Source organism: Fictibacillus halophilus (assembly GCF_016401385.1).
Taxonomy (GTDB): domain Bacteria; phylum Bacillota; class Bacilli; order Bacillales; family Fictibacillaceae; genus Fictibacillus; species Fictibacillus halophilus.
On the sequence record NZ_JAEACF010000001.1, the window covers coordinates 3,098,865 to 3,119,953 of the forward strand.

A 21,089-nucleotide genomic window follows, 5' to 3' on the forward strand; every position below is an offset into this window, starting at 1 on the left:
CTCTATTACGGACTAGAACCTTTTTGAGTGATTTCGCTTTGTCGTGTTGTGAAAGTGTTGATTTCCTCTCCAGGATGCTCGCTTTCCGGGGGGCGTGCGGTGAGCCTCCTAGCGCTCTGCGCTGTTAGGAGTCTCACCTGTCCCGCTGATCCCCCAGGAGTCTCGCACCTTGCGATCCAATCAACTATTCGAGGAAGCATGCTTGTAATACTTCCAAAGATTTAATAGCTCGACTTTTGAAATTCAGAGTGATGGCTAAGGTCATTCTATAAAGCTTTTTTTCAAGAAGCTTGTTGCTTTTTAATCTTTTCTACCTTCTTTGAACTGTTGGTTGTAGTGAAAGGTGTGAGACTCCTGCGGGACAGGTGGGCAGTTCTAAATGTGAAAGTGGCTCGTTCAGCCCCGACAAGCAAAAGGTGAATAGACAAGGAAGGTGTTCTTTGCCTTCATGGTCTATTTAACTTTTGACCTCGAGGGGCTAGCCACTGCAACTAGACAGGTGAGACACTTAAATGTGAAACATTCGAATGTGGCTCACCGCCTGCCCCGCGGAAAGCGAGCACCTGAAACGGAAACCAACTCCCACAATAACCAGCAGTGCTGCCTTAAGCTCTTTTATAAAAACAGTTCCTTAACAGCTGCACTGACAAAAATGTTTAGCAGTGCTAGCGGCAGCAGGACCTTCCATGCGAAGCCCATCAGTTGATCGGCGCGGAGTCGTGGCAGTGTTCCGCGAATCCAAATCATGAAAAATACGACGATGCTGAATTTGACGCCGAACCACAACATCCCTGGGATAAAATCTAAGAACGGGATCGGGTTCCAGCCTCCTAAGAAAAGAACGGTTGTTAAGGATGCCATCGCAAACAGATATACATATTCTGTAAGCATGAAGAACGCCCAGCGAAATCCTGAGTATTCGACGTGATAGCCCGCGACGAGCTCTGACTCTGCCTCAGGCAAGTCGAACGGTGTACGGTTCAACTCAGCGATCGAGGAGATCAAGAATACGAAAAATCCAATCGGTGTTAAAAAGATGTAGGCAATGTTTTCTTGGCCTCTTACGATATCGTTTAAGTTCAGGCTGCCAGCGAACAAGATTACTCCGATCACGGAGATAACGAGCGGAATTTCGTATGAAATCATCTGTGCTGCAGCACGCATGCCGCCGAGTAACGAGTACTTATTGTTTGATGCCCAGCCACCCATTAAGATGCCGATCGTTGAAATTCCTGAAACGGCTACGTAATACAGAAGGCCGACGCCAAGGTCTGCGAACTGCATGTTTTCTGAGAACGGAATCGTCGCGAGCACCATGAACGCTGGAGCAAACGCGATGACAGGTGCTAATATGAACAACGGCCGATCAGCTAGTTTCGGTATGGTGTCTTCTTTTATCAGAAGTTTAAAAACGTCCGCAACGGTTTGTAGAAGACCGAATCTTCCTCCAACCCGGTTTGGCCCTGTCCGCATCTGCATGAACCCGAGCACTTTTCGTTCCGCTAGAATCGCGTAGGTTACGAACCCGAGAACCGTTACGAGTAGTGCCGCACCGAGCGCAAAGAAGATGGCAACATGTGTCCAGCCAGGTTGTGTGTATAAAAGATCCTCCATCAGCCATCAACCTCCCCGAGAACAATATCAATCCCGCCTAAGATGGTAATCAAGTTGGAGATGTTTTCACCGACTAAAAGTTTTGGCAGAATCTGAAGGTTGTAAAAAGATGGCCTGCGAAACTTCAAGCGGTACGGTTCTTTCTTTCCTTCTGATGCGATGTAGCAGCCGATTTCTCCACGAGGCGACTCAATTCGAACGAAAGCTTCGCCTTTTGGCGGCTTGATGATTCTTGGCACTTTTGCCATAACCGGTCCTTCTTCTGGAAACTGTTCCACCGCTTGTTCTACAATCTTGAGTGATTCTTCAATTTCCTGCATGCGGCACTGATAACGCGCCCATGCATCGCCCGTATGAAATACCGGAACATCAAAATCAAAACGGTCATAGATCGAATAAGGTTCATCTTTTCTAAGATCCCAATTCGTACCCGTGCATCTTAAGTTTGCGCCGCTTAATGAAAAGTTCAGTGCTTCTTCTTTTGTGTAGTAGCCGATTCCTTTGACACGGTTCAAAAAGATTTCGTTGCCCGTCACAAGGTCATGATAGCCAGCAAGCTCTTCTCTCATGTACGGAACAAAATCTCGCACTTTCTCGATCCAGCCATCTGGTGCATCCCATTTCACACCGCCAACACGCATATAGTTGAACGTAAGGCGAGCCCCGCAGATCTCGTTCAGCATATTGATGATCGCTTCTCGTTCACGAAACGCGTATAGGAACGGACTCATCGCCCCGATATCTAATAAATATGTACCGAACCACACGAGATGGCTTGCGATGCGGCCAAGCTCCATCACGATGACACGCAGATACTCCGCGCGTTCTGGTATCTCTAGACTCATCATCGTTTCGACCGCGTGGCAGATTACATAATTGTTCGTCATGGCCGCTAAATAATCCATGCGGTCTGTGTATGGAATAATCTGCGTGTATTGAAGGTTTTCTGCTAATTTCTCTGTACCTCGGTGAAGATAACCGATCACTGGGGTCGCTTCAATAATTGTTTCTCCGTCGATTTTGAGTACGATTCGAAAAACGCCGTGTGTGCTCGGATGCTGAGGCCCAACGTTGAGGAGCATCTCTTCTGTTCTGATCAATGTCTCTACACCTCCACGTCATGTGGTTCGTAATCTTTTCTTAGCGGATGTCCGACCCAATCATCCGGCAGCATGATGCGCGTTAAGTTCGGATGACCTTCAAAGTGAATACCTAGAAGATCATACGTTTCACGCTCTGGCCAGTTTGCTCCCTCCCATAACGGGGTAATGGAATGGGTAGTAGCGCTATTTCTGTCTATTTTTACTTTTAAGGCAACGGACTGGCGATGGTTGTATGAATACAGGTGGTTATAGACTTCAAAATGTGTTTCAAAATCGGTGCCGTGCATTTCAGATAAATAATCAAAACGAAGCTGGTCATTGTATTTTAAAAACTCCGCGATCTTAAAATAGGAATCAGGTTTTGCAACTAAGGTAGGGACGTCTTTTGACAGTCTGTTAATATAGGAATCTTCGAGTACATCTTCTCCTAGATGTTCTTTGATGACTTTTATGTAGGTATCGAGGATAGGTTGGTTTGGTGATGGTTTTTCTTCAGCCGCAGGTTCTGTTGCTGCACCTTTGGCGTTTGCGGCAGCGCGTGCTTTTGCTGCTGCAGCTGCTTTTGCTTTCGCAGCGGCGATTGCTTTCGCTTTTTCATCGTCACCTGCTGGCTCAGTTGTTGCATCTGATGCTGCTTCACGAGACGCTTTCGCTTTCGCAGCGGCCGCTGCTTTTGCCTTTGCTGCAGCGACGGCCTTTGCTTTTGCCGCAGCTTTCGCTTTTTCATCGTCTGAGCCGGGTTCGATGGTTGTGTCGCTCCCACTCTCTCTTGCTAGTTTTGCTTTAGCGGCAGCTGCTGCCTTCGCCTTTGCTGCTGCGGCTGCTTTTGCTTTCGCGGCGGCTAGTGCTTTTTGTTTTGCAAGATCATCTGTTTGCTCATCCGTTTGTGGAACTTCCCCGGTTTCCGCTTTTTCAGCTTGGCGTTGTTTTGCGAGTTCAAGAGCTTTTGCTTTAGCTTCTGCGGCGGCTTTTTTCTTGAGCTCTTCTTTTGTTAATTCTTGTTCGGCTGCGGGCGACTCTGACTGTTCTGCAGCTTTTGCTTTTTCTGCCTGACGCTGTTTCGCAAGCTCGAGGGCTTTTACCTTCGCCTCTGCGGCCGCTTTTTTCTTGAGCTCTTCTTTTGTTAGCTCTGGTTCGGATACTGACGGCTCTGATGACTGTTCTGCCGCCTTTGCTTTTTCGGCCTGCCTTTGTTTCGCAAGTTCCAGTGCTTTTGCTTTCGCTTCTGCAGCAGCCTTCTTTTTCAGTTCTTCTTTTGTTAGCTCTGGTTCGGTCGCAGTCGGTTCTGACTGTTCCGCTGCCTTCGCTTTTTCAGTCTGACGCTGTTTCGCGAGTTCAAGTGCTTTTGCTTTAGCCTCTGCGGCTGCTTTTTTCTTTTGTTCTTCTATCGATAATCCTTCATTGGAATCATTTTGCTTATCTGTCATTCGCTCATCACCTTCTTGCCTGTCTTCGCTTCATAACGGATTTTTTCTTGAAGCTTGTTGATGCCATAAATGAGTGCAGCAGGGTTAGGTGGACATCCTGGTATGTATACATCCACGGGTACGATTTGATCGACGCCTTTTACGACGGCATACGATTTTATATATGGTCCTCCGGCTGTGGCACATGATCCCATCGCGATGACCCATTTTGGCTCTGGCATCTGTTCGTATAATCGTTTTAATACGGGCGCCATTTTTTTCGTTACGGTTCCTGAAACGATCATTACATCGGATTGACGAGGTGACGTACGGAATATACTTCCGAAACGATCGAGGTCGTAATGAGACGACCCTGTGCCCATCATTTCAATCGCGCAGCAGGCGAGTCCAAAGGTTAACGGCCATAATGAGTTACTTCTGGCCCAGGCTTTTACTTGTTCGAGTGTTACCATGAATACGTTGCGGTCGAGTTCGGCGCGTTCCTCTGCCGTAAGTTCCCACTTTATGTCCATTTGAGCACCTTCTTTTTCCAAGCGTATACAAGACCTAACGTTAAAAGAACAACAAAAATCCCCATCTCGATGAGAGCGAACACGCCTAGCTCTTCATAGGCAACGGCCCAGGGGTATAAAAATACGGTTTCAACATCAAAAATAACGAACATGAGCGCAAACAAATAATAGCGGACATTGTACTGAACCCAACTTTGATGGAAAGGCTCAATTCCGCTTTCGTAGGTGGTGTATTTTTCTGCTGATGGTTTATAAGGGCGCAATAAGCGGCCTGCAGTCAGTGCGACAACCGGCAAAAGGACCCCTAAAAATAAAAATACAGCCACAATGAGGTAATTGTTTTGATACAGATGATAAAAATCCATTCTGACTACCTCCTAATCTTCAGAATTTTATAAATTCTGTAACCGCTTTAATTATAGCAAATTCCATATTTTGTGTCGATGTGCTTCTTCACATATGGTACTTCTACTATATTAAGGTCTACCCCTTATTTTTCTATAGAAATGTTCATAATCCTGTAAATTTTTTGGAGGTGCCGATAGACTGTTAGCAGTATGATAGGTATAAAGGGGAGATTCGTAATGGATATATGGTGGATTGCTTACTTTTTAATCGTCGTGATTTCGATCGCTGGATTAGTCGGTACGATCATGATTTCTAAAACACAGGACGAAAAATACGGAAGTTCGACTCGACAGAACCTCGTGCGCCTTACCCTCATCTATGCAATAGTGATTCTCGTTTCGATCATCGCACTTGCTCTCTACATTTATCTTTAATAGAATGTCGTTATTAAAGGATGTGATCCCTTTTGAAAAAAGAGACCGAACAATTGTGGGCGAGTGAAAAATATACCGTGATGGCAAAGGGTTATAACTTTTACAAAGAGGTTCAAGAGTTGATGAGAGATGCTCATTCTGACTCTGATTATGAAAAAGTGACGATGTTGATCGCTGAGATGAAGGAAAAACCTTTTGAGCGACGTGCTTTATGCAATACGCTAGAACATGTTTGGGGTTATTTTAAAAAATCAGCAGAAGAAGTGGATAAAGAGCACTTTTTTTCGCTGCTAGAAACCTTGAGAGAGTTAGATGAAGAGTATTATGATGAAATGCCGTATGAAATTCACCTGTATTTGCAGTATTTGCTTCAAAAATACCCTTCAGATTACTTATCACGTTCAACATTTATTAAAAATTGAGGATGCTCCCGTAGTTGTGTGGGATCATCCTTTTGTTTTGGCTAAAATAGGTGCAGTTTCGGGGAACGAAACTGTTTCTTGTTCATACCCTGTTGGGTATATTTGAGAATCAATCAAGAAGTTCAAGCCTTTAATCCACAAGAATCAGTATGTAATCCACGAGTTTTAAGCATGAATCCAAAAGTTTTGGCTGTTTATCCTCAAGTCGACAAACCTCGACAATCTGCGGACACATTTAACCCCTCAAATATCCCCTACATATGAAAATGAAAAAGACATCCCGCTCTTTCTAAAAGCGGAATGCCTCTCTGCCGTACCTATAAACTTTATTAGATCGCCTCAACAGACAATCGCAATTGATCTTCAAAGTCTTCTGCATGCTCGCGTTTTTGTTCTGCGTTCCAGCCCAATTTGTCTGCCATGCAGTTGATCACACTTTCTTTCCACTCGTATACCGTATCGATGTCGAAGTATAGAGCAGACGTACGGCGGATCAAGAAGTCAGATGGTGTGGACGTCATCTCATACTCTAATGCGTAAAGTAGGGATGCGTACAAACTTACTGGCAAATTGTAGCTCTTCGCTTCTTCACCGCGTTCTTTCATATAACCGTATACGATATCGATGTTCGTACCATAGCGTTGAACGAGCTCGCGAGCTTTTGCTTCATCTAAGCCTAACGCCAATCCTTCCTGTACTTTTGTACGAAGGAAGTCTGCGAAGTTTTGGCTTCCGCCCATCTTACCGCCGGATAGTTCCATGTGTTGCGTGCGGCATCCAGGGAATTTCGCGCCTTCTTCTTCTCCAAGCTGATCACGTACGATATCCACGACTTTTTCAGCCATTTTACGGTAACCTGTCAGCTTACCACCAGCGATCGTCAATAGTCCAGATGGAGAGTGGAACACTTCATCTTTACGTGAGATTTCTGATGGTCCCTTTTTCGGTTCGTGAATTAACGGACGCAGTCCTGACCATGAAGATTCAACATCGTCGCGTGTGATCTTCACATCTGGGAACATGAAGTGGATCGTATTTAGTACATATTGAAGATCCTCTTCCGTCATACCTGGGTTCGCAAGGTCTCCCTTGTAATCCGTATCTGTTGTACCAACATACGTCTTACCTGCACGTGGAATCGCGAACACCATACGGCCATCTTCTGTGTCATAGTAAACCGCTTGTTTCAATGGGAACTTAGAGCCATCAATAACAAGGTGGATACCTTTTGTATGGTGGATCTCTTTTCCTGTTTTTGAACGGTCTTCTTCACGAAGCTCATCTACCCATGGACCTGTTGCGTTGACGATCTTTTTCGCATAGATCTCATGGATCTCACCAGTCAGCTGGTCTTCCACTTTTACACCGACCGCTCTTTTTCCGTTATAGATAAAGCTTGTTACTTTCGCGTAGTTAACGGCCGATGCTCCGCGTGCTACCGCTTCTTTCATAATCTCAAGCGTCAGACGCGCGTCATCTGTTTTGTATTCAACATAATATCCGCCGCCAAGCAAGTTATCCTTTTTCAATAGTGGTTCTCGGCGTAATGTTTCTTCGGCTGAAAACATTTTTCTGCGTTCTTTGCGTTTTACACCTGCTAAGAAATCGTATACTTTTAGACCGATGGAAGTAGAGAACTTTCCGAACGTACCACCTTTGTAAAACGGAAGTAGCATCCACTCTGGTGTTGTTACGTGTGGTGCGTTTTCGTACACGATGGCACGTTCTTTACCAACCTCTGCAACGAGCTTCACTTCGAACTGTTTTAGATAGCGAAGTCCGCCGTGAACAAGTTTTGTAGAACGGCTGGATGTTCCAGCAGCAAAGTCCTGCATCTCTACAAGACCTACTTTCATACCACGAGTCTGAGCATCTAAAAGAATACCCGCTCCAGTTACGCCTCCTCCGATAACGAGAAGGTCAAGCTTCTCTTGTTTCATACCTGTGATGATTTCTTCTCTTTTATATGTTGAAAATGATGCTGTCATTTTCTCTTCACTCCTTCTGTACAGAACCGTTGGACATTTATAATACGGGTAGTTTTCCCGTAATCAGCGAACCCAACACACAATTTTCAACATTTCCGTGTATTGGCACGCAAAAAAAGACCACAAGAACCCCGCATCGTTTGTACGAGGTTTTGTGGTCTCTCCTGATCTCCAACCGGTTCAATATCAACTTGTGTTCAGTATAACGCAGTTTTCAAGATTTTGAAAGGGTTATGCTTTCGGTTTGTATGCAATCGTTGCTTCAACAGCTTTTTTCCAGCCATCATAAAGCTCTTTACGCTCTTCTTCTTTCATGTTTACGTCGAAGTCTTTGTCCACTTTCCATTTATCTGCAATTTCTTGACGATCACCCCAGAATCCTACGGCAAGTCCTGCTAGATAAGCGGCACCAAGCGCTGTCGTTTCATTGATTTCCGGACGCTCAACAGGAACGTTTAAGATATCGCTTTGGAACTGCATCAAGAAGTTGTTCTTCACCGCTCCGCCATCAACACGAAGCTTCTTCAACTCGATGCCAGAGTCTGCTTCCATCGCTGTTAACACATCAGCTGTTTGATACGCTAATGATTCAAGTGTCGCACGAACGAAGTGTTCTTTTTCTGTACCGCGTGTGAGTCCAAAGATCGCGCCGCGTGCTTCTGAATCCCAATATGGAGTTCCGAGCCCTACGAATGCTGGCACAACATAAACGCCATCTGTTGATGCAACGCGCTCTGCATAATCTTCACTGTCTGCCGCATCTTTTAACATGCGAAGTCCGTCGCGCAGCCATTGAATGGCAGATCCTGCAACAAAGATACTTCCTTCAAGTGCGTACTCGACTTTCCCGTCCACACCCCAAGCGATTGTCGTTAAGAGGCCATGCTCAGACTTAACTGCTTTTTCTCCTGTGTTCATAAGCATGAAACAGCCTGTTCCATACGTGTTCTTCGCCATTCCTTTTTCAAAACAAGCTTGTCCGAAAAGTGCCGCTTGCTGATCGCCCGCAATACCTGCGATCGGAATATTTTTACCGAAGAAATGATAATCGATCGTTTCACCGTATACTTCTGATGACGATTTAACTTCTGGCAGCATGGATTTCGGAACGCCTAAGATTTCTAGAAGCTCGTCATCCCACTTTAGATCGTAAATGTTGTACATGAGTGTACGAGATGCGTTGGAATAGTCTGTTACGTGCGCTCTTCCGCCTGTTAGCTTCCAAACCAGCCACGTGTCGATCGTTCCGAATAATAGATCACCGTTTTCCGCTTTTTCACGAGCACCGTCAACGTTATCAAGGATCCATTTTACTTTTGTTCCGGAGAAGTAAGCGTCGATCAATAATCCTGTTTTATCACGGAATTTATCGTTTAAGCCTTGAGATTTCAGTTCATCACAGATCTCAGCGGTTTGACGAGACTGCCAAACGATCGCGTTGTGAACAGGTTTTCCCGTGTTCTTGTCCCAAACGACCGTTGTTTCACGCTGGTTCGTGATTCCAATTGAAGCGATTTCGCCTGGGTCTGTATCTGTTTTTGAAAGAACTTCAGCAACTACTGCTAAGATCGTTCCCCAGATTTCTTGTGCATCATGTTCTACCCAGCCTGGCTTCGGGAAGTGCTGCTTGAATTCCTTTTGTGAGATCTCAACGACTTCTCCTGCTTTGTTAAAAAGAATCGCTCTTGAGCTTGTCGTTCCTTGATCGAGTGCAATGATATATTTCTTTTCCATACGTAAACCCTCCCAAATTGGTTTGTTGTTATTGTTTTAGTTTTCTATTTGATCTCCATGAGGCAGTGCTTGTGTGCCTTTACTTCCTAAGAAGAATGTTATGGCGAAAATCGCTACTGATACCACTGTCCATATCCAGAATAATGTTGTAACTTTCCCTGTAAAAACAGCTTGGTAGAACAATGCTCCGAAAACGCCTCCGAGCACTGGTCCTACAACCGGAATCCACGAGTACGTCCAGTTTGATCCGCCTTTACCTGGAATAGGCAAGATGAAATGCGCGATTCTTGGACCTAGGTCACGTGCCGGGTTGATCGCATATCCAGTTGGTCCACCAAGTGACAACCCGATCGCTACGATTAAGAATCCGACGATCAGTGGATTCAAGCCATCTGAAAATTTATTCGCTCCGATTGACAATAATCCTACTAGTAAAACCGCAGTTCCAATAAATTCTGATAAAAGATTCGAAAACGTATGCGGAATTGCAGGGTCCGTTGAAAAAACTCCTAATTTTACCGCTGGATCATCTGTTGCTTTCCAGTGCGGCAGGAAGTGGAAGTAGACGACCATTCCTCCTAAGATACCGCCGATCATTTGTGCAAGAATATAAGCTGGTACATCTGCCCAAGCAAATTCACCGATTGAAGCAAGACCGAGTGTAACGGCTGGGTTAAGATGTGCACCACTAAAGCTTCCGACTGCATATACCGCCATCGCAACGGCTAGTCCCCAAGCAAGTGCGACAACAATCCAGCCTCCACCTTGGGCTTTTGATTTATTCAAGGAAACGTTTGCAACAACGCCCCCGCCAAATATGATTAGAATCATTGTTCCTATCAGTTCTGCCATAAATGTTGACATGTATTTTCCTCCTTTTATGCAATCGCTATCAATTATAAGTGCAAGCATGTGAACGGATTTCATCAAAAAAAGACCCAGCAAAAGATACCTATAGTTTTGCTATAAGTAACCCCTGTGGATCTCCATGTTCTCCGTCACGTTTATGAACTTGTCTCTATTATAACAAGGATGAAAACGTTGTCAAACGTTATTTCACAAGAACATTAAATCCACAATTCAGGGTTTGAAGTCGTCACAGCTTCTGCACCTGCTTCAAGTGCTTCCATCACATTCACTTTTGTACGAATCAATCCACCAGCAATTACAGGAATACCGGCTTGCTCGCTCACTTCTCTTATTATTTCCGGCATGATGCCTGGCAAAACCTCTAAATAGTCTGGCTGAGCACGTTCAATGACTTTATAACTCGTTTCAAGTGCTAATGAATCCAATAAAAACAAACGTTGAACGGCGATCATGTTCTTCTTTTTTGCACGCATGATGCAGTTAGAACGCGTAGAAATGATCCCAGCTGGCTTCATTTCCTGTGCTAAAAAATCGACCGCATATTCGTTTGCCTTCAATCCGTTAATCAGATCGAGATGAACCAAAACCTTCTTTTTTCTTTCATTGGCCATCGCAATCATAAATTTCAGCTGACTGATATGCGTATCCAAACATACGATATATGTGTATTTGCTATTCAGCAGCTTTTCAAAATCCTTCATCTTTCTCGCTGCCGGCAAAACTTTTTGTCCGTGGAAGCTCATCCTGCACACTCCTTACAATCTTATCATTCACCAGATCTCACAATTTATTGCAAACCCTAAAGAAACCGCCTTTTTTACATATTAAGTGATAATAACACATACAACTACTGACGGACGAGCATTTAATAGTATATAGCTTTTACAAAGAGCTATATTTCTTAGGACACTTCCTTAGCTTGAGGAGGTGAAAAGCATGATTAAAAAGAGAAAGAAACCTGTGATCTCTCCTGTTGGCGAATTTCAAAACCCGTTTGGTGATGAAGTGGTTCAAATGGAAGAGGTAGCAGAAACGAACGCGATGGCTGGTGAAAATGGCGACCAAGTATGGTTACGTAGGGTCTCATGTGCTCGGCCGATTTTTGGAAGAAACTAAATAGAAAACGATTCTCGTATGCGATGTAGCTATCCGGAAGTAGTTGATTTCCGCTCCAGGTTGCGCGCTTTCCATGGGGCGAACGGTGAGCCTCCTGCCGCTTTGCGCCTTTAGGAGTCTCCACCTGACCGCTCGTCCCATAGGAGTCGGCAACCTTATGCTTCAATCAACTTGCATAGGGAGACTTTTAGAAAAGAGCCAAATAAATAAACGATTCATCCTATGTTCAACCTTCTCAAACTGAACGTGATGTCCTCGTATTTAGCTCCTTTGACTATGTTTTTGGACAAGTCGGAGGGGTTTTTGAGTTCTTAAAAAGAATAAAGGTACAGTTTCGGTTCCCGAAACTGAACAATTTAGATACCTTTTAGGGTATTAAATTAGTGCAATCCAAAAGTTTAAGCGGTTTATCCAGAAGTTTTGCCTGTTTATCCACGAATTTCAGCCTTCAATCCAAAAGTTTCGCTACTTTATCCACGAGTTTACAATCGTCGACATCTATCGCACTAACTTTACCCCTCACATACCCCCTAGAAACACAAAATAAGCCCTGCAACTCTCTATAAAGAGAGCTACAGGGCTTTATAAACTTAACGTTTTGTTGCTACGTCGATACGGTTCATTGCGCGTTTAAGCGCAAACTCCGCACGAGCTGCATCTAGGTTGTCTTGTTTGTTGCTTGCAAGACGCTGTTCGGCACGCTCTTTTGCTGCGCGTGCACGATCTACTTCGATGTCGCCAGCGATCTCAGCAGCTTCTGCTAAAATCGTGACTTTTTCAGGTCGCACTTCAATAAATCCACCGCTAACGGCCACATATTGTGTTTTCCCATCAACGTCGTGAACACGCACGGCGCTGATCGTTAAAGGAGCTACAAGAGGGATATGGCCTGGAAGAATTCCAAGCTCCCCACTTTTTGCTTTCGCGCTGACCATTTTCGCATTTCCTTCAAACACAGGACCATCAGGGGTTACTACGCTGACTTGAATGGTTTTCATCCAATCTTACCCCTTTCAGGCATTAGGCCAAAGTTTTTGCTTTTTCAATAGCATCCTCAATAGAGCCTACGAGATGGAACGCTGATTCCGGAAGATCATCGTATTTTCCTTCAAGGATTTCTTTGAATCCACGAACTGTTTCTTTAACAGGAACGTATGAACCTTTTTGTCCTGTAAATTGTTCTGCAACGTGGAAGTTTTGAGATAAGAAGAACTGGATACGACGCGCACGGTGTACAACTAGCTTATCGTCTTCAGAAAGCTCGTCCATACCAAGGATTGCGATGATATCTTGAAGCTCTTTATAACGCTGTAAAGTCGCCTGTACTTTACGAGCTACTTCGTAATGCTCTTCTCCAACGATTTCAGGAGAAAGTGCACGTGAAGTTGAAGCTAGTGGATCTACCGCTGGATAGATACCCATAGCTGTTAGTTTACGCTCAAGGTTTGTTGTTGCATCTAAGTGAGCGAACGCTGTAGCTGGAGCCGGATCCGTATAGTCATCGGCAGGTACATAGATCGCTTGGATAGATGTTACAGAACCTTTTTTCGTAGATGTGATACGCTCTTGTAATTGACCCATCTCAGTTGCAAGAGTTGGCTGGTAACCTACCGCTGATGGCATACGGCCAAGAAGGGCAGATACTTCAGAACCTGCTTGCGTGAAACGGAAGATGTTATCTACGAAGAAAAGAACGTCTTGTCCTTGCTCGTCACGGAAGAATTCAGCCATTGTTAAACCGGAAAGAGCGATACGTGCACGTGCTCCAGGCGGCTCGTTCATTTGTCCGAATACCATTGCCGTTTTCTTGATAACACCAGAGTCACTCATCTCGTGGAAAAGGTCATTTCCTTCACGAGTACGCTCACCAACACCTGCGAATACGGAGATACCACCGTGTTCTTGTGCGATGTTGTTGATTAGCTCCTGGATAAGAACCGTTTTACCTACACCCGCACCACCGAAAAGACCGATTTTTCCACCTTTTACGTATGGAGCGATAAGGTCAACTACTTTGATTCCTGTTTCAAGAATCTCAGTTTTTGTTGTTAATTCTTCAAAAGAAGGTGCTGAACGGTGGATCGGGTCACGGCGAACATCTGCCGGTACTGCCTCACCAAGGTCAATGTGATCACCTGTTACGTTAAATACACGTCCAAGTGTTGCTTCACCTACTGGTACAGAGATCGGCTTACCTGAGTCAGCGATTTCCATTCCACGAACAAGACCATCCGTTGAATCCATTGCGATTGTACGAACCATGTTATCACCAAGGTGAAGTGCTACTTCTAGTGTTAAGTCAACACCCTCAGCGCTAACAGTTAAAGCGTTAAGCAATTCTGGAAGCTGGCCTTCGAACTTAACGTCAACGACCGGTCCAAGAATTTGAGTAATATAGCCTTTATTCATCGGTTTCCCTCCTATCTTACTTTGCACATTAGCTGCTAGAATCACTTTTAAAAAAGTCTATTCTAGAGCTGCTACACCGCCGACGATTTCCGTAATTTCCTGAGTGATAGCTGCTTGACGCTCACGGTTGTACGAGAGGTTCAATTGGCCGATCAGTTCATTAGCGTTATCCGTTGCATTTCTCATCGCAGTCATACGAGAAGCATGCTCGGCTGCTTTCGCATCAAGTAAAGCACCATAAATCAAGCTCTCCGCATATTGAGGAAGAAGCACTTCAAGGATCTCGTCCTCTGATGGTTCATACTCATAGGAAGATTTTGATTTTGTTGCAGCGATATCTGTTAACGGAAGAAGCTTCTTCTCCGTCAGATCGCTCTGAATGGCACTTACAAAATGGTTGTAATACATGTAAAGCTCATCAAATGTTCCGTCCGCATAAAGACCGACTGCCTTTGATGCGATCGCCTTGATCTCAGCAAAGGATGGCTGGTCTGCCACGCCTGTGATGCTGTCCAAGATAGACATCTTACGGCTTTTGAAAAAGTTCACCCCAACTTTACCGATCACGATCAATGCATACTCATCTGCTGATTTGTGACGCTCTTGAATCGTACGGTAAACGTGGCGCAAAATATTCGAGTTATAAGCTCCAGCTAATCCACGGTCAGCTGTAACGACGAAGTAACCCGTCTTTTTCACTGGTCGTGTTAAAAGCATAGAGTGTTTCGCGTTGCTTCCAGATGCGATGCTTCCTACCACTTCTTGGATCTTGTCCACGTAAGGGCCGAAAGATTTCGCATTTTGCTCAGCGCGGTTTAGCTTTGCAGCTGAAACCATCTCCATCGCTTTTGTGATCTGCATCGTCTTTTTAGTAGAATCTATTCTAGCTTTAATATCTTTCAATGCCATTCATTTTCACCACCTTTATTGGTAGTTTAAAAATCGGTTAACCTCATTTTAAACATAGTAAGCTGGTTGCAAGGCGCAGCTCATCACTGCAACTGCACCTCTGCTTTTAAAGTCTATTTAATCTTACGCGAATGTCTTTTTGAATGCTTTGATCGCTTCGTCTAGGCTGTCACCTTCAGGAAGTTTACCAGTCGTTTTGATTGCATCAAGAACGTCTTTAGAGTTTGCTTCCATGTGAGCGTAAAGCGCTTCTTCAAAGCGGTTTACATCTTCAACAGCTACATCATCGATGTAACCACGAGTCAATGCATAAAGGATGGCAACTTGGTGCTCAACTTTTAGTGGCTTGTGAAGTCCTTGCTTAAGTACTTCAACTGTACGTGCACCACGGTTTAGTTTAGCTTGAGTCGCTTTATCAAGGTCAGATCCGAACTGAGCGAATGCTTCTAGTTCACGGTATGAAGCAAGATCTAGACGAAGTGTACCAGATACTTTGCTCATCGCTTTGATCTGAGCTGCTCCCCCTACACGAGAAACGGAGATACCTGCGTTGATCGCCGGACGAACTCCGGAGAAGAACAAGTCAGATTGTAAGAATATCTGTCCGTCTGTGATAGAGATAACGTTTGTTGGAATATAAGCAGATACGTCAGATGCTTGCGTTTCAATGAACGGAAGCGCTGTGATGGATCCGCCACCTAGCTCGTCATTCAACTTCGCTGCACGCTCTAACAAGCGAGAGTGAAGGTAGAATACGTCCCCTGGGTAAGCTTCGCGGCCTGGAGGACGACGAAGTAGCAAGGAAAGCTCACGGTATGCAGCAGCTTGCTTAGAAAGATCATCATAGATGATCAATACGTGCTTGCCAGCCCACATGAATTCTTCAGCCATAGATACCCCAGCATAAGGAGCTAGGAACAACATTGGTGCAGGTTGAGAAGCAGATGCTGATACAACGATCGTGTAATCAAGCGCTCCGTGTGAACGAAGTGTTTCTACTACGCCCGCAACTGTTGATTCTTTTTGACCGATCGCTACATAGATACAGATCATATCTTGATCCTTTTGGTTAAGGATCGTGTCGATCGCTACAGCTGTTTTACCTGTTTGACGGTCACCGATGATAAGCTCACGTTGTCCGCGTCCGATTGGCACAAGTGCGTCAATCGCTTTAATACCTGTTTGAAGCGGCTCATGTACGGATTTACGAGCCATTACGCCTGGAGCTTTTTGCTCGATAGGACGTGTTTTTGTAGTAGCAATTGGACCTTTGCCATCGATAGGCTGTCCAAGAGGGTTAACTACACGGCCAAGAAGCTCTTCACCTACAGGAACTTCCATGATACGCCCTGTACGTTTTACTTCGTCACCTTCACGAATTTCTTGGTAAGGCCCAAGAATGATGATACCTACGTTGTTTTCTTCAAGGTTTTGGGCCATACCCATTACACCGTTAGAAAATTCAACTAGCTCACCAGCCATAACGTTATCTAATCCATGGGCACGGGCAATACCGTCACCGACCTGGATAACTGTACCCACATCATTAACTTCGATCTCAGATTGATAGTTTTCAATCTGTTTTTTAATTAAAGCACTGATTTCTTCAGCTTTAATGCTCATGAATTTCACCCCTATCCTCTCAGCTTCCGTTAGAAGCTAATTGACGTTCCATTCGATTCAACTTTCCGCTGATGCTTCCGTCAAAAATACGGTTGCCAATGCGGATCTTAATTCCTCCAACAAGAGAAGAATCTACAATATTATTAATGCGCAACGCTCTTTTGCCGACTCGGGCAGCAAACGTTTGCTCCAACTTCTGTATCTCTGAGTCTGATAAAGGACGTACAGAATATACATTTGCGTCGGCAATGCCTTGTGCTTCATTTGCTAATTCAATGAACTGCGCTGCCATCTCTGTGATGTATGTGTAACGGTTGCGGTCTACCATCAGATAGATCGTGTTCATTACAGCCGTAGAAAGTTCAGCTCCAACGCTCTCTTTGATCAAAGCTTTCTTTTGATCTTTTGATACTTTTGGATGTGATAGAACTTTTTGAAGCTCTTTGTTAAGCTCCAGTACGTTCTTCACAAGACGCAATTCTGAAACTGTATCTTCAAGTTTCGTAACACCAACTACTTCAAATAGTGCTAATGCATAACGTTTTGCTACGATTGCTTGATCTTTGCTCATCGAGACTCGCCTACCTCTTGAAGGTATTCGTTAATAAGCTTCTCCTGAGAGCTCTCATCAAGTTCTTTTGCAATAACTTTAGAAGCGATCTTAACGGATAGAGCAGCAACTTCTTGACGAAGTGTAGCAACTGCTTTTTCTTTTTCAGAAGCGATCTCAGCTAATGCAGCTTCTTTTACACGCTCAGCTTCATCACGAGATGCTTTAATGATTGCTTCACCTTGTGCTTCGCCTTGCTTTTTAGCATTGTCGATAATAGACTTTGCTTCTTCTTTCGCTTTCTTTAACTCAGCAACTTGAGTCTCAAGATAGCTCTTAGCTTCTTGACGGGATTTTTCAGCCGCATCAATTTCGCTGTTGATATGTGATTGGCGCTCCTTCATGATTCCCATTAACGGGCCCCATGCGAATTTACGCAATAATACTAGTAGGATTAAAAATGCAGCTAATTGGTAAAGGATATCGCCTGTGTTCAGGCCTCCACCTGCAGCAGCACCTAGAATTAAGTTTTGCACACCATTTCCTCCCTTCAATCAATCATACATAAGGAATGGCGAAGGGTAGTCCCTCAACGGAAACTTGCTTCGCCATTATAGAAATCGTAATAAACAGTGGTTGTTTTAAGGATTAAGAACCAAGCGCGATGAACGCGATAACCACACCGATGATTGGAAGTGCCTCAACTAATGCAACCCCGATGAACATTGTTGTTTGAAGAGTACCACGTAGTTCTGGTTGACGAGCGATCCCCTCAACTGTACGTCCTACGATCAAACCGTTACCAATACCAGCACCAAGTGCCGCTAGACCTACCGCGATTGCAGCTGCAATAAGATTCATGATAAAATTTCTCCCTTCTGAATTCCCTTAAAGTTTTTATGAAAATGGGCTTCTTTTTATAGAAGCTTGATATTTCCTAAAGATTAGTGATCGTGACTTACTTTATGTGCCAAGTAAACCATTGTTAGCATCGTGAAGATAAATGCTTGGATTGCACCAACGAATACTGAGAAGCCTTGCCACACGATTAGTGGGAAGATTCCAAGTACGCCAGCAAAAATACCCATCTTAGTCAAACCTACCAATAGACCTAAAAGCATCTCACCTGCGAAAATGTTACCGTAAAGACGAAGACCAAGCGTTAATGTGTTCGCAAACTCTTCAATAATCTTTAGTGGGAACAAGAACTTCATCGGCTTGAAGAATTCAGCTCCATATTCCTTGACACCTTTCATTCTCACACCGTAATAATGTGATAGCGCCACTACCATAACTGCTAGAGTCAAAGTAATAGTTGGGTCTGCAGTAGGGGATTTCCACCATAGATTATGGTCGACTACTACTGCAAAAGGTAATCCCAGCATGTTGGCAACGAAAATATACATGATTAATGTAAGTCCTAAAGCTAAAAAGCGTCCGCCCGTATGCCAATCCATTGTGCTGTTGATGATTCCTTTTACGAAATCGACTACCCATTCAAGGAAGTTTTGCATTCCTCCTGGTCGCATTGACAGGGTTCGAGTAGCGAGTACCGCAATAAGGAAAACAATAACGGATGAAACTGTGATCATTAGTACGTTTGACAGATTAAAAGTCAAACCTAGAAAATCAGCTGTAACTGCACCATGTTCCACCTATGTTCACCTCTTTTCCTTTGGAGTACGTGTAACTTGAGTTAGTGAATCTATTAACATGATAATGTAGACTGACATCAATCCCACTACCACACTTAATAAATGAAAATGTTCCGGGTATTTCATCGCGATGAGCACCGCTAACCCTGCAAAGAGGAGCCTTGAAAGTGAACCGAGTGTTTTCACTCTTTTCTGCTGAATCACTGCTTGTCCCATGCGGTCAATCTTCGAATACATGCTCCAAAGATTATAGAGGCTAAAAGCAGTTCCTAGAGCTAGTCCTAAAAAGATAGCTTTGTAAGGAGTAACAGCATAACCGACGAAAAAAAGAGAGAGAAGATATAATGTGTACTTTATGTATTTGAAAAACACCGATTTGTACTCATTCATCATTGCCCGTCCCCTGAAAACTTCGATATTAAGCGGATCATCCCGTAAACACCTGTTCCAAGACCTAGAAACAACCCGATGATAAGGAAGATTGGAAATTCATTGCCGACTTTCTCGTCCAGCCATTTCCCTCCAAAAAGTCCAACTAAGATACATCCAACAAGCTGAGAAAGAATGCCAGACATTAAAGCCATCGCTTTATAAGGGCGTTTCCCGTTGCTCATATCGTATGGACTCCTTCCTTCTGGAAATTTGGTAATAATTTTCTTGAAAACCCTTGTAAACACAAGAATGTAAACCTTACCATATTCCCTTTGTAAGAATACAATAGTGCCATTTCTATGTCAACGACTTCCGGGACGGTTTATTAAATAAATTGTGGAAATTTTGTGGCTTGTTTCAATGGTTTATTATTCACTTTGTTTACTACTTCTGCCTGCAGTTTCCATATTCCTGAATAAATCACCCTATTTGGTAAATACTTACATTAAATATATGGAAGGAGCTTGTTCGACATGAAACAAAAAATATTTATTTTCTTTGCGTTAATTGGAATTTTGGTAGCTGGCGGCTGCATGAACAATGACAAAAAGCCCACGGAAGAATCTACAGACATGAGAGATAACGTGGAAAACGATCGTACAAAGCCATTGAACGTTCAGTATAACGACCAGACCCCTACTGATCGAACGACAGTAGATTACAGCAAATGGGGGAAGATGGCTCTAGCCGAAACGAAAAAGAAATATCCGAACAGTGATGTGAGTGATTATCAATATGACACACGACGTGTAAGCCCGGATGGTACTATCTCAGATTTTTTTGATTTCACGGTTAACGAGGACGGAAAGAAACGTCTCGTTAAAGTCGGCGTGATGCATACGGATGAGAAGCTTATAGATATGAAGGTTGAAGAGTTAAATTGATTTTAGGTTAGTTAGTGGACTAGGAAGAGTTATGAACGTAGATGTATAGGCTTGTTAAGGCTGACGACGGGAATTTGTCAGCTTTTTTGCTGTTTTTACGGTACGTGTTTTTATATTTCTTACACGTTCACCGATAAACTTCGAGTTTCCACCTGTGAATAATCGCTGACCACCTGAGATTAGCCTGTTTTCACCTGTAACCGCATCTCGACCACCTGAAAACTCGTCCACACCACCGCTAAACACGTTTTTCAATAAAAAAACTGACCCCGCACAGGCAATTTTACCTCTGCAAGAGTCAGTTTTATCTTTTTAATCTTATTTAGTTCCGAATAAACGGTCTCCAGCATCGCCTAGACCTGGCACGATATAGCCGTGGTCGTTTAATTTTTCATCAAGTGCTGCTAAGAAAATATCAACATCAGGGTGCTCGTCTTGGATCACTTTAATACCTTCTGGAGCTGCCACTAAACACATAAGCTTAATGTTTTTCGCGCCGCGTTTCTTAATAGACTCAATCGCTGCTGCCGCAGATCCACCTGTTGCAAGCATCGGATCGATCACAATGAAATCACGCTCTTCTACATCAGAAGGAAGCTTCACGTAGTATTCGATCGGTGTTAAAGTTTCAGGATCACGGTAAAGCCCAACATGTCCAACTTTTGCTGCTGGAATAAGTTTAAGGATTCCGTCTACCATTCCAAGTCCTGCACGAAGGATCGGTACTAGCCCTAATTTTTTCCCAGCGATCGTCTTCATAGTTGCTTCAGCAACCGGCGTTTTCACCGTTACCTCTTGTAATGGAAGATCACGTGTAATTTCAAAAGCCATAAGCCCCGCTACTTCATCAACAAGCTCACGAAACTCTTTCGTACCCGTACGTTCGTCACGGATGTATGTTAATTTATGCTGAATTAACGGATGATCAAGGACATAAACCTCACTCATGTTTTAAGCACCTCTCCTTATGTAACATTTATTTTCGTTCAAAAAGCATCTCTAGCATTGTACAGAAAAACAATCTTCACTTCAAGGAAAATCAGCACAGAAACGATAGTT

The 21,089-nt window shown here is 43.9% G+C and carries 25 protein-coding genes; 4 read left to right on the top strand and 21 right to left on the bottom strand.

Going from position 1 to position 21,089, the window contains the following annotated elements:
- Positions 1-615: 615 nt before the first annotated feature.
- Genes nuoH through I5J82_RS15865 form a run of 5 tightly spaced genes read right to left on the bottom strand, consistent with a single transcriptional unit; the run spans position 616 to position 5,021 of the window.
- On the bottom strand, positions 616-1,617 hold the full coding sequence (gene nuoH, locus I5J82_RS15845; RefSeq protein ID WP_198769045.1) for an NADH-quinone oxidoreductase subunit NuoH: 1,002 nt from the start codon (positions 1,615-1,617) through the stop codon (positions 616-618).
- Positions 1,614-2,714 (bottom strand): NADH-quinone oxidoreductase subunit D, encoded by a 1,101-nt coding sequence (locus I5J82_RS15850; protein ID WP_066398902.1) that lies wholly within the window; start codon positions 2,712-2,714, stop codon positions 1,614-1,616. The genes nuoH and I5J82_RS15850 overlap by 4 nt, the downstream gene beginning before the upstream one ends.
- 5 nt (positions 2,715-2,719) lie before the next feature.
- Positions 2,720-4,144 carry an NADH-quinone oxidoreductase subunit C gene (locus tag I5J82_RS15855; protein ID WP_198768664.1) on the bottom strand — a complete coding sequence of 475 codons (1,425 nt, stop codon included), beginning with the start codon at positions 4,142-4,144 and terminating at the stop codon, positions 2,720-2,722.
- Positions 4,141-4,656: a NuoB/complex I 20 kDa subunit family protein gene (locus I5J82_RS15860; protein ID WP_137791106.1), complete on the bottom strand. Its 516-nt coding sequence runs from the start codon at positions 4,654-4,656 to the stop codon at positions 4,141-4,143. The genes I5J82_RS15855 and I5J82_RS15860 overlap by 4 nt, the downstream gene beginning before the upstream one ends.
- Positions 4,647-5,021 (bottom strand): NADH-quinone oxidoreductase subunit A, encoded by a 375-nt coding sequence (locus I5J82_RS15865; protein ID WP_066398906.1) that lies wholly within the window; start codon positions 5,019-5,021, stop codon positions 4,647-4,649. The genes I5J82_RS15860 and I5J82_RS15865 overlap by 10 nt, the downstream gene beginning before the upstream one ends.
- Positions 5,022-5,240: 219 nt before the next feature.
- Between I5J82_RS15865 and I5J82_RS15870 the strand changes: the two genes are divergently transcribed.
- Both I5J82_RS15870 and I5J82_RS15875 read left to right on the top strand, forming a co-directional pair.
- Positions 5,241-5,438, top strand: a complete 198-nt coding sequence (locus tag I5J82_RS15870) for a hypothetical protein (RefSeq protein ID WP_198768665.1) — start codon at positions 5,241-5,243, stop codon at positions 5,436-5,438.
- A 32-nt stretch (positions 5,439-5,470) separates the two neighbouring features.
- Positions 5,471-5,860, top strand: a complete 390-nt coding sequence (locus tag I5J82_RS15875; RefSeq protein ID WP_198768666.1) for a DUF1722 domain-containing protein — start codon at positions 5,471-5,473, stop codon at positions 5,858-5,860.
- Between the two features lie 329 nt (positions 5,861-6,189).
- On the opposite strand, the gene I5J82_RS15880 is transcribed toward I5J82_RS15875, so the two are convergent.
- From I5J82_RS15880 to I5J82_RS15895, 4 genes are all read right to left on the bottom strand, one after another.
- A complete protein-coding gene (locus I5J82_RS15880; protein ID WP_198768667.1) occupies positions 6,190-7,848 on the bottom strand; it encodes a glycerol-3-phosphate dehydrogenase/oxidase in 1,659 nt (552 codons plus the stop codon).
- Between the two features lie 231 nt (positions 7,849-8,079).
- The gene (gene glpK, locus I5J82_RS15885) at positions 8,080-9,582 is read right to left on the bottom strand and encodes a glycerol kinase GlpK (RefSeq protein WP_197221529.1); all 1,503 of its coding nucleotides are present in this window, start codon (positions 9,580-9,582) and stop codon (positions 8,080-8,082) included.
- A 36-nt stretch (positions 9,583-9,618) separates the two neighbouring features.
- Positions 9,619-10,446, bottom strand: coding sequence for an MIP/aquaporin family protein (locus I5J82_RS15890; protein WP_198768668.1), 828 nt, complete (start codon positions 10,444-10,446; stop codon positions 9,619-9,621).
- Between the two features lie 203 nt (positions 10,447-10,649).
- Positions 10,650-11,195: a glycerol-3-phosphate responsive antiterminator gene (locus I5J82_RS15895; protein WP_198768669.1), complete on the bottom strand. Its 546-nt coding sequence runs from the start codon at positions 11,193-11,195 to the stop codon at positions 10,650-10,652.
- A gap of 193 nt (positions 11,196-11,388) precedes the next feature.
- Between I5J82_RS15895 and I5J82_RS15900 the strand changes: the two genes are divergently transcribed.
- On the top strand, positions 11,389-11,568 hold the full coding sequence (locus I5J82_RS15900) for a hypothetical protein (protein ID WP_198768670.1): 180 nt from the start codon (positions 11,389-11,391) through the stop codon (positions 11,566-11,568).
- Between the two features lie 590 nt (positions 11,569-12,158).
- Here the strand turns inward: I5J82_RS15900 and I5J82_RS15905 are convergent.
- The 10 genes from I5J82_RS15905 to I5J82_RS15950 form a co-directional block, all read right to left on the bottom strand.
- Positions 12,159-12,566, bottom strand: coding sequence for a F0F1 ATP synthase subunit epsilon (locus tag I5J82_RS15905; protein ID WP_198768671.1), 408 nt, complete (start codon positions 12,564-12,566; stop codon positions 12,159-12,161).
- Positions 12,567-12,588: 22 nt separating this feature from the next.
- Positions 12,589-13,977, bottom strand: coding sequence for a F0F1 ATP synthase subunit beta (gene atpD / locus I5J82_RS15910; protein ID WP_066398935.1), 1,389 nt, complete (start codon positions 13,975-13,977; stop codon positions 12,589-12,591).
- 57 nt (positions 13,978-14,034) lie between these two features.
- Positions 14,035-14,886, bottom strand: coding sequence for an ATP synthase F1 subunit gamma (gene atpG / locus I5J82_RS15915; protein WP_066398937.1), 852 nt, complete (start codon positions 14,884-14,886; stop codon positions 14,035-14,037).
- A gap of 123 nt (positions 14,887-15,009) precedes the next feature.
- Positions 15,010-16,509 (bottom strand): F0F1 ATP synthase subunit alpha, encoded by a 1,500-nt coding sequence (gene atpA / locus I5J82_RS15920; RefSeq protein WP_198768672.1) that lies wholly within the window; start codon positions 16,507-16,509, stop codon positions 15,010-15,012.
- A 19-nt stretch (positions 16,510-16,528) separates the two neighbouring features.
- Entirely contained in the window at positions 16,529-17,080 is a 552-nt protein-coding gene (locus I5J82_RS15925) for a F0F1 ATP synthase subunit delta (protein WP_066398940.1), read from the bottom strand.
- Positions 17,077-17,595, bottom strand: a complete 519-nt coding sequence (gene atpF / locus I5J82_RS15930; RefSeq protein WP_144696913.1) for a F0F1 ATP synthase subunit B — start codon at positions 17,593-17,595, stop codon at positions 17,077-17,079. Before atpF ends, I5J82_RS15925 begins: the two co-directional genes overlap by 4 nt.
- Before the next feature lie 112 nt (positions 17,596-17,707).
- Positions 17,708-17,920, bottom strand: a complete 213-nt coding sequence (gene atpE, locus I5J82_RS15935; protein ID WP_066244772.1) for a F0F1 ATP synthase subunit C — start codon at positions 17,918-17,920, stop codon at positions 17,708-17,710.
- Between the two features lie 83 nt (positions 17,921-18,003).
- Positions 18,004-18,714 carry a F0F1 ATP synthase subunit A gene (gene atpB, locus I5J82_RS15940; RefSeq protein WP_137791116.1) on the bottom strand — a complete coding sequence of 237 codons (711 nt, stop codon included), beginning with the start codon at positions 18,712-18,714 and terminating at the stop codon, positions 18,004-18,006.
- A gap of 6 nt (positions 18,715-18,720) precedes the next feature.
- Positions 18,721-19,104 carry an ATP synthase subunit I gene (locus I5J82_RS15945; protein WP_233096508.1) on the bottom strand — a complete coding sequence of 128 codons (384 nt, stop codon included), beginning with the start codon at positions 19,102-19,104 and terminating at the stop codon, positions 18,721-18,723.
- On the bottom strand, positions 19,104-19,328 hold the full coding sequence (locus I5J82_RS15950; RefSeq protein WP_066244770.1) for an AtpZ/AtpI family protein: 225 nt from the start codon (positions 19,326-19,328) through the stop codon (positions 19,104-19,106). The genes I5J82_RS15945 and I5J82_RS15950 overlap by 1 nt, the downstream gene beginning before the upstream one ends.
- 291 nt (positions 19,329-19,619) lie before the next feature.
- Between I5J82_RS15950 and I5J82_RS15955 the strand changes: the two genes are divergently transcribed.
- Complete coding sequence (locus tag I5J82_RS15955; protein ID WP_198768673.1) at positions 19,620-20,030, top strand: DUF3889 domain-containing protein; 411 nt, start codon at positions 19,620-19,622, stop codon at positions 20,028-20,030.
- 54 nt (positions 20,031-20,084) lie between these two features.
- On the opposite strand, the gene I5J82_RS15960 is transcribed toward I5J82_RS15955, so the two are convergent.
- Positions 20,085-20,285 (bottom strand): hypothetical protein, encoded by a 201-nt coding sequence (locus I5J82_RS15960; protein WP_198768674.1) that lies wholly within the window; start codon positions 20,283-20,285, stop codon positions 20,085-20,087.
- Between the two features lie 63 nt (positions 20,286-20,348).
- Positions 20,349-20,978: a uracil phosphoribosyltransferase gene (gene upp, locus I5J82_RS15965; RefSeq protein ID WP_137791119.1), complete on the bottom strand. Its 630-nt coding sequence runs from the start codon at positions 20,976-20,978 to the stop codon at positions 20,349-20,351.
- Positions 20,979-21,089 lie beyond the last annotated feature (111 nt).

What these genes read in the sequence shown, in the direction of transcription:
- atpD (WP_066398935.1), bottom strand. Translation starts at nt 13,977, where the DNA reads ATGAATAAAGGCTATATTACTCAAATTCTTGGACCGGTCGTTGACGTT.
- atpE (WP_066244772.1), bottom strand. Translation starts at nt 17,920, where the DNA reads ATGAATCTTATTGCAGCTGCAATCGCGGTAGGTCTAGCGGCACTTGGT.
- I5J82_RS15865 (WP_066398906.1), bottom strand. Translation starts at nt 5,021, where the DNA reads ATGGATTTTTATCATCTGTATCAAAACAATTACCTCATTGTGGCTGTA.
- I5J82_RS15880 (WP_198768667.1), bottom strand. Translation starts at nt 7,848, where the DNA reads ATGACAGCATCATTTTCAACATATAAAAGAGAAGAAATCATCACAGGT.
- I5J82_RS15890 (WP_198768668.1), bottom strand. Translation starts at nt 10,446, where the DNA reads ATGTCAACATTTATGGCAGAACTGATAGGAACAATGATTCTAATCATA.
- atpG (WP_066398937.1), bottom strand. Translation starts at nt 14,886, where the DNA reads ATGGCATTGAAAGATATTAAAGCTAGAATAGATTCTACTAAAAAGACG.
- I5J82_RS15895 (WP_198768669.1), bottom strand. Translation starts at nt 11,195, where the DNA reads ATGAGCTTCCACGGACAAAAAGTTTTGCCGGCAGCGAGAAAGATGAAG.
- I5J82_RS15925 (WP_066398940.1), bottom strand. Translation starts at nt 17,080, where the DNA reads ATGAGCAAAGATCAAGCAATCGTAGCAAAACGTTATGCATTAGCACTA.
- I5J82_RS15870 (WP_198768665.1), top strand. Translation starts at nt 5,241, where the DNA reads ATGGATATATGGTGGATTGCTTACTTTTTAATCGTCGTGATTTCGATC.
- I5J82_RS15900 (WP_198768670.1), top strand. Translation starts at nt 11,389, where the DNA reads ATGATTAAAAAGAGAAAGAAACCTGTGATCTCTCCTGTTGGCGAATTT.
- I5J82_RS15905 (WP_198768671.1), bottom strand. Translation starts at nt 12,566, where the DNA reads ATGAAAACCATTCAAGTCAGCGTAGTAACCCCTGATGGTCCTGTGTTT.
- I5J82_RS15955 (WP_198768673.1), top strand. Translation starts at nt 19,620, where the DNA reads ATGAAACAAAAAATATTTATTTTCTTTGCGTTAATTGGAATTTTGGTA.
- I5J82_RS15855 (WP_198768664.1), bottom strand. Translation starts at nt 4,144, where the DNA reads ATGACAGATAAGCAAAATGATTCCAATGAAGGATTATCGATAGAAGAA.
- glpK (WP_197221529.1), bottom strand. Translation starts at nt 9,582, where the DNA reads ATGGAAAAGAAATATATCATTGCACTCGATCAAGGAACGACAAGCTCA.
- I5J82_RS15860 (WP_137791106.1), bottom strand. Translation starts at nt 4,656, where the DNA reads ATGGACATAAAGTGGGAACTTACGGCAGAGGAACGCGCCGAACTCGAC.
- I5J82_RS15945 (WP_233096508.1), bottom strand. Translation starts at nt 19,104, where the DNA reads ATGAATGAGTACAAATCGGTGTTTTTCAAATACATAAAGTACACATTA.
- I5J82_RS15950 (WP_066244770.1), bottom strand. Translation starts at nt 19,328, where the DNA reads ATGAGCAACGGGAAACGCCCTTATAAAGCGATGGCTTTAATGTCTGGC.
- upp (WP_137791119.1), bottom strand. Translation starts at nt 20,978, where the DNA reads ATGAGTGAGGTTTATGTCCTTGATCATCCGTTAATTCAGCATAAATTA.
- atpA (WP_198768672.1), bottom strand. Translation starts at nt 16,509, where the DNA reads ATGAGCATTAAAGCTGAAGAAATCAGTGCTTTAATTAAAAAACAGATT.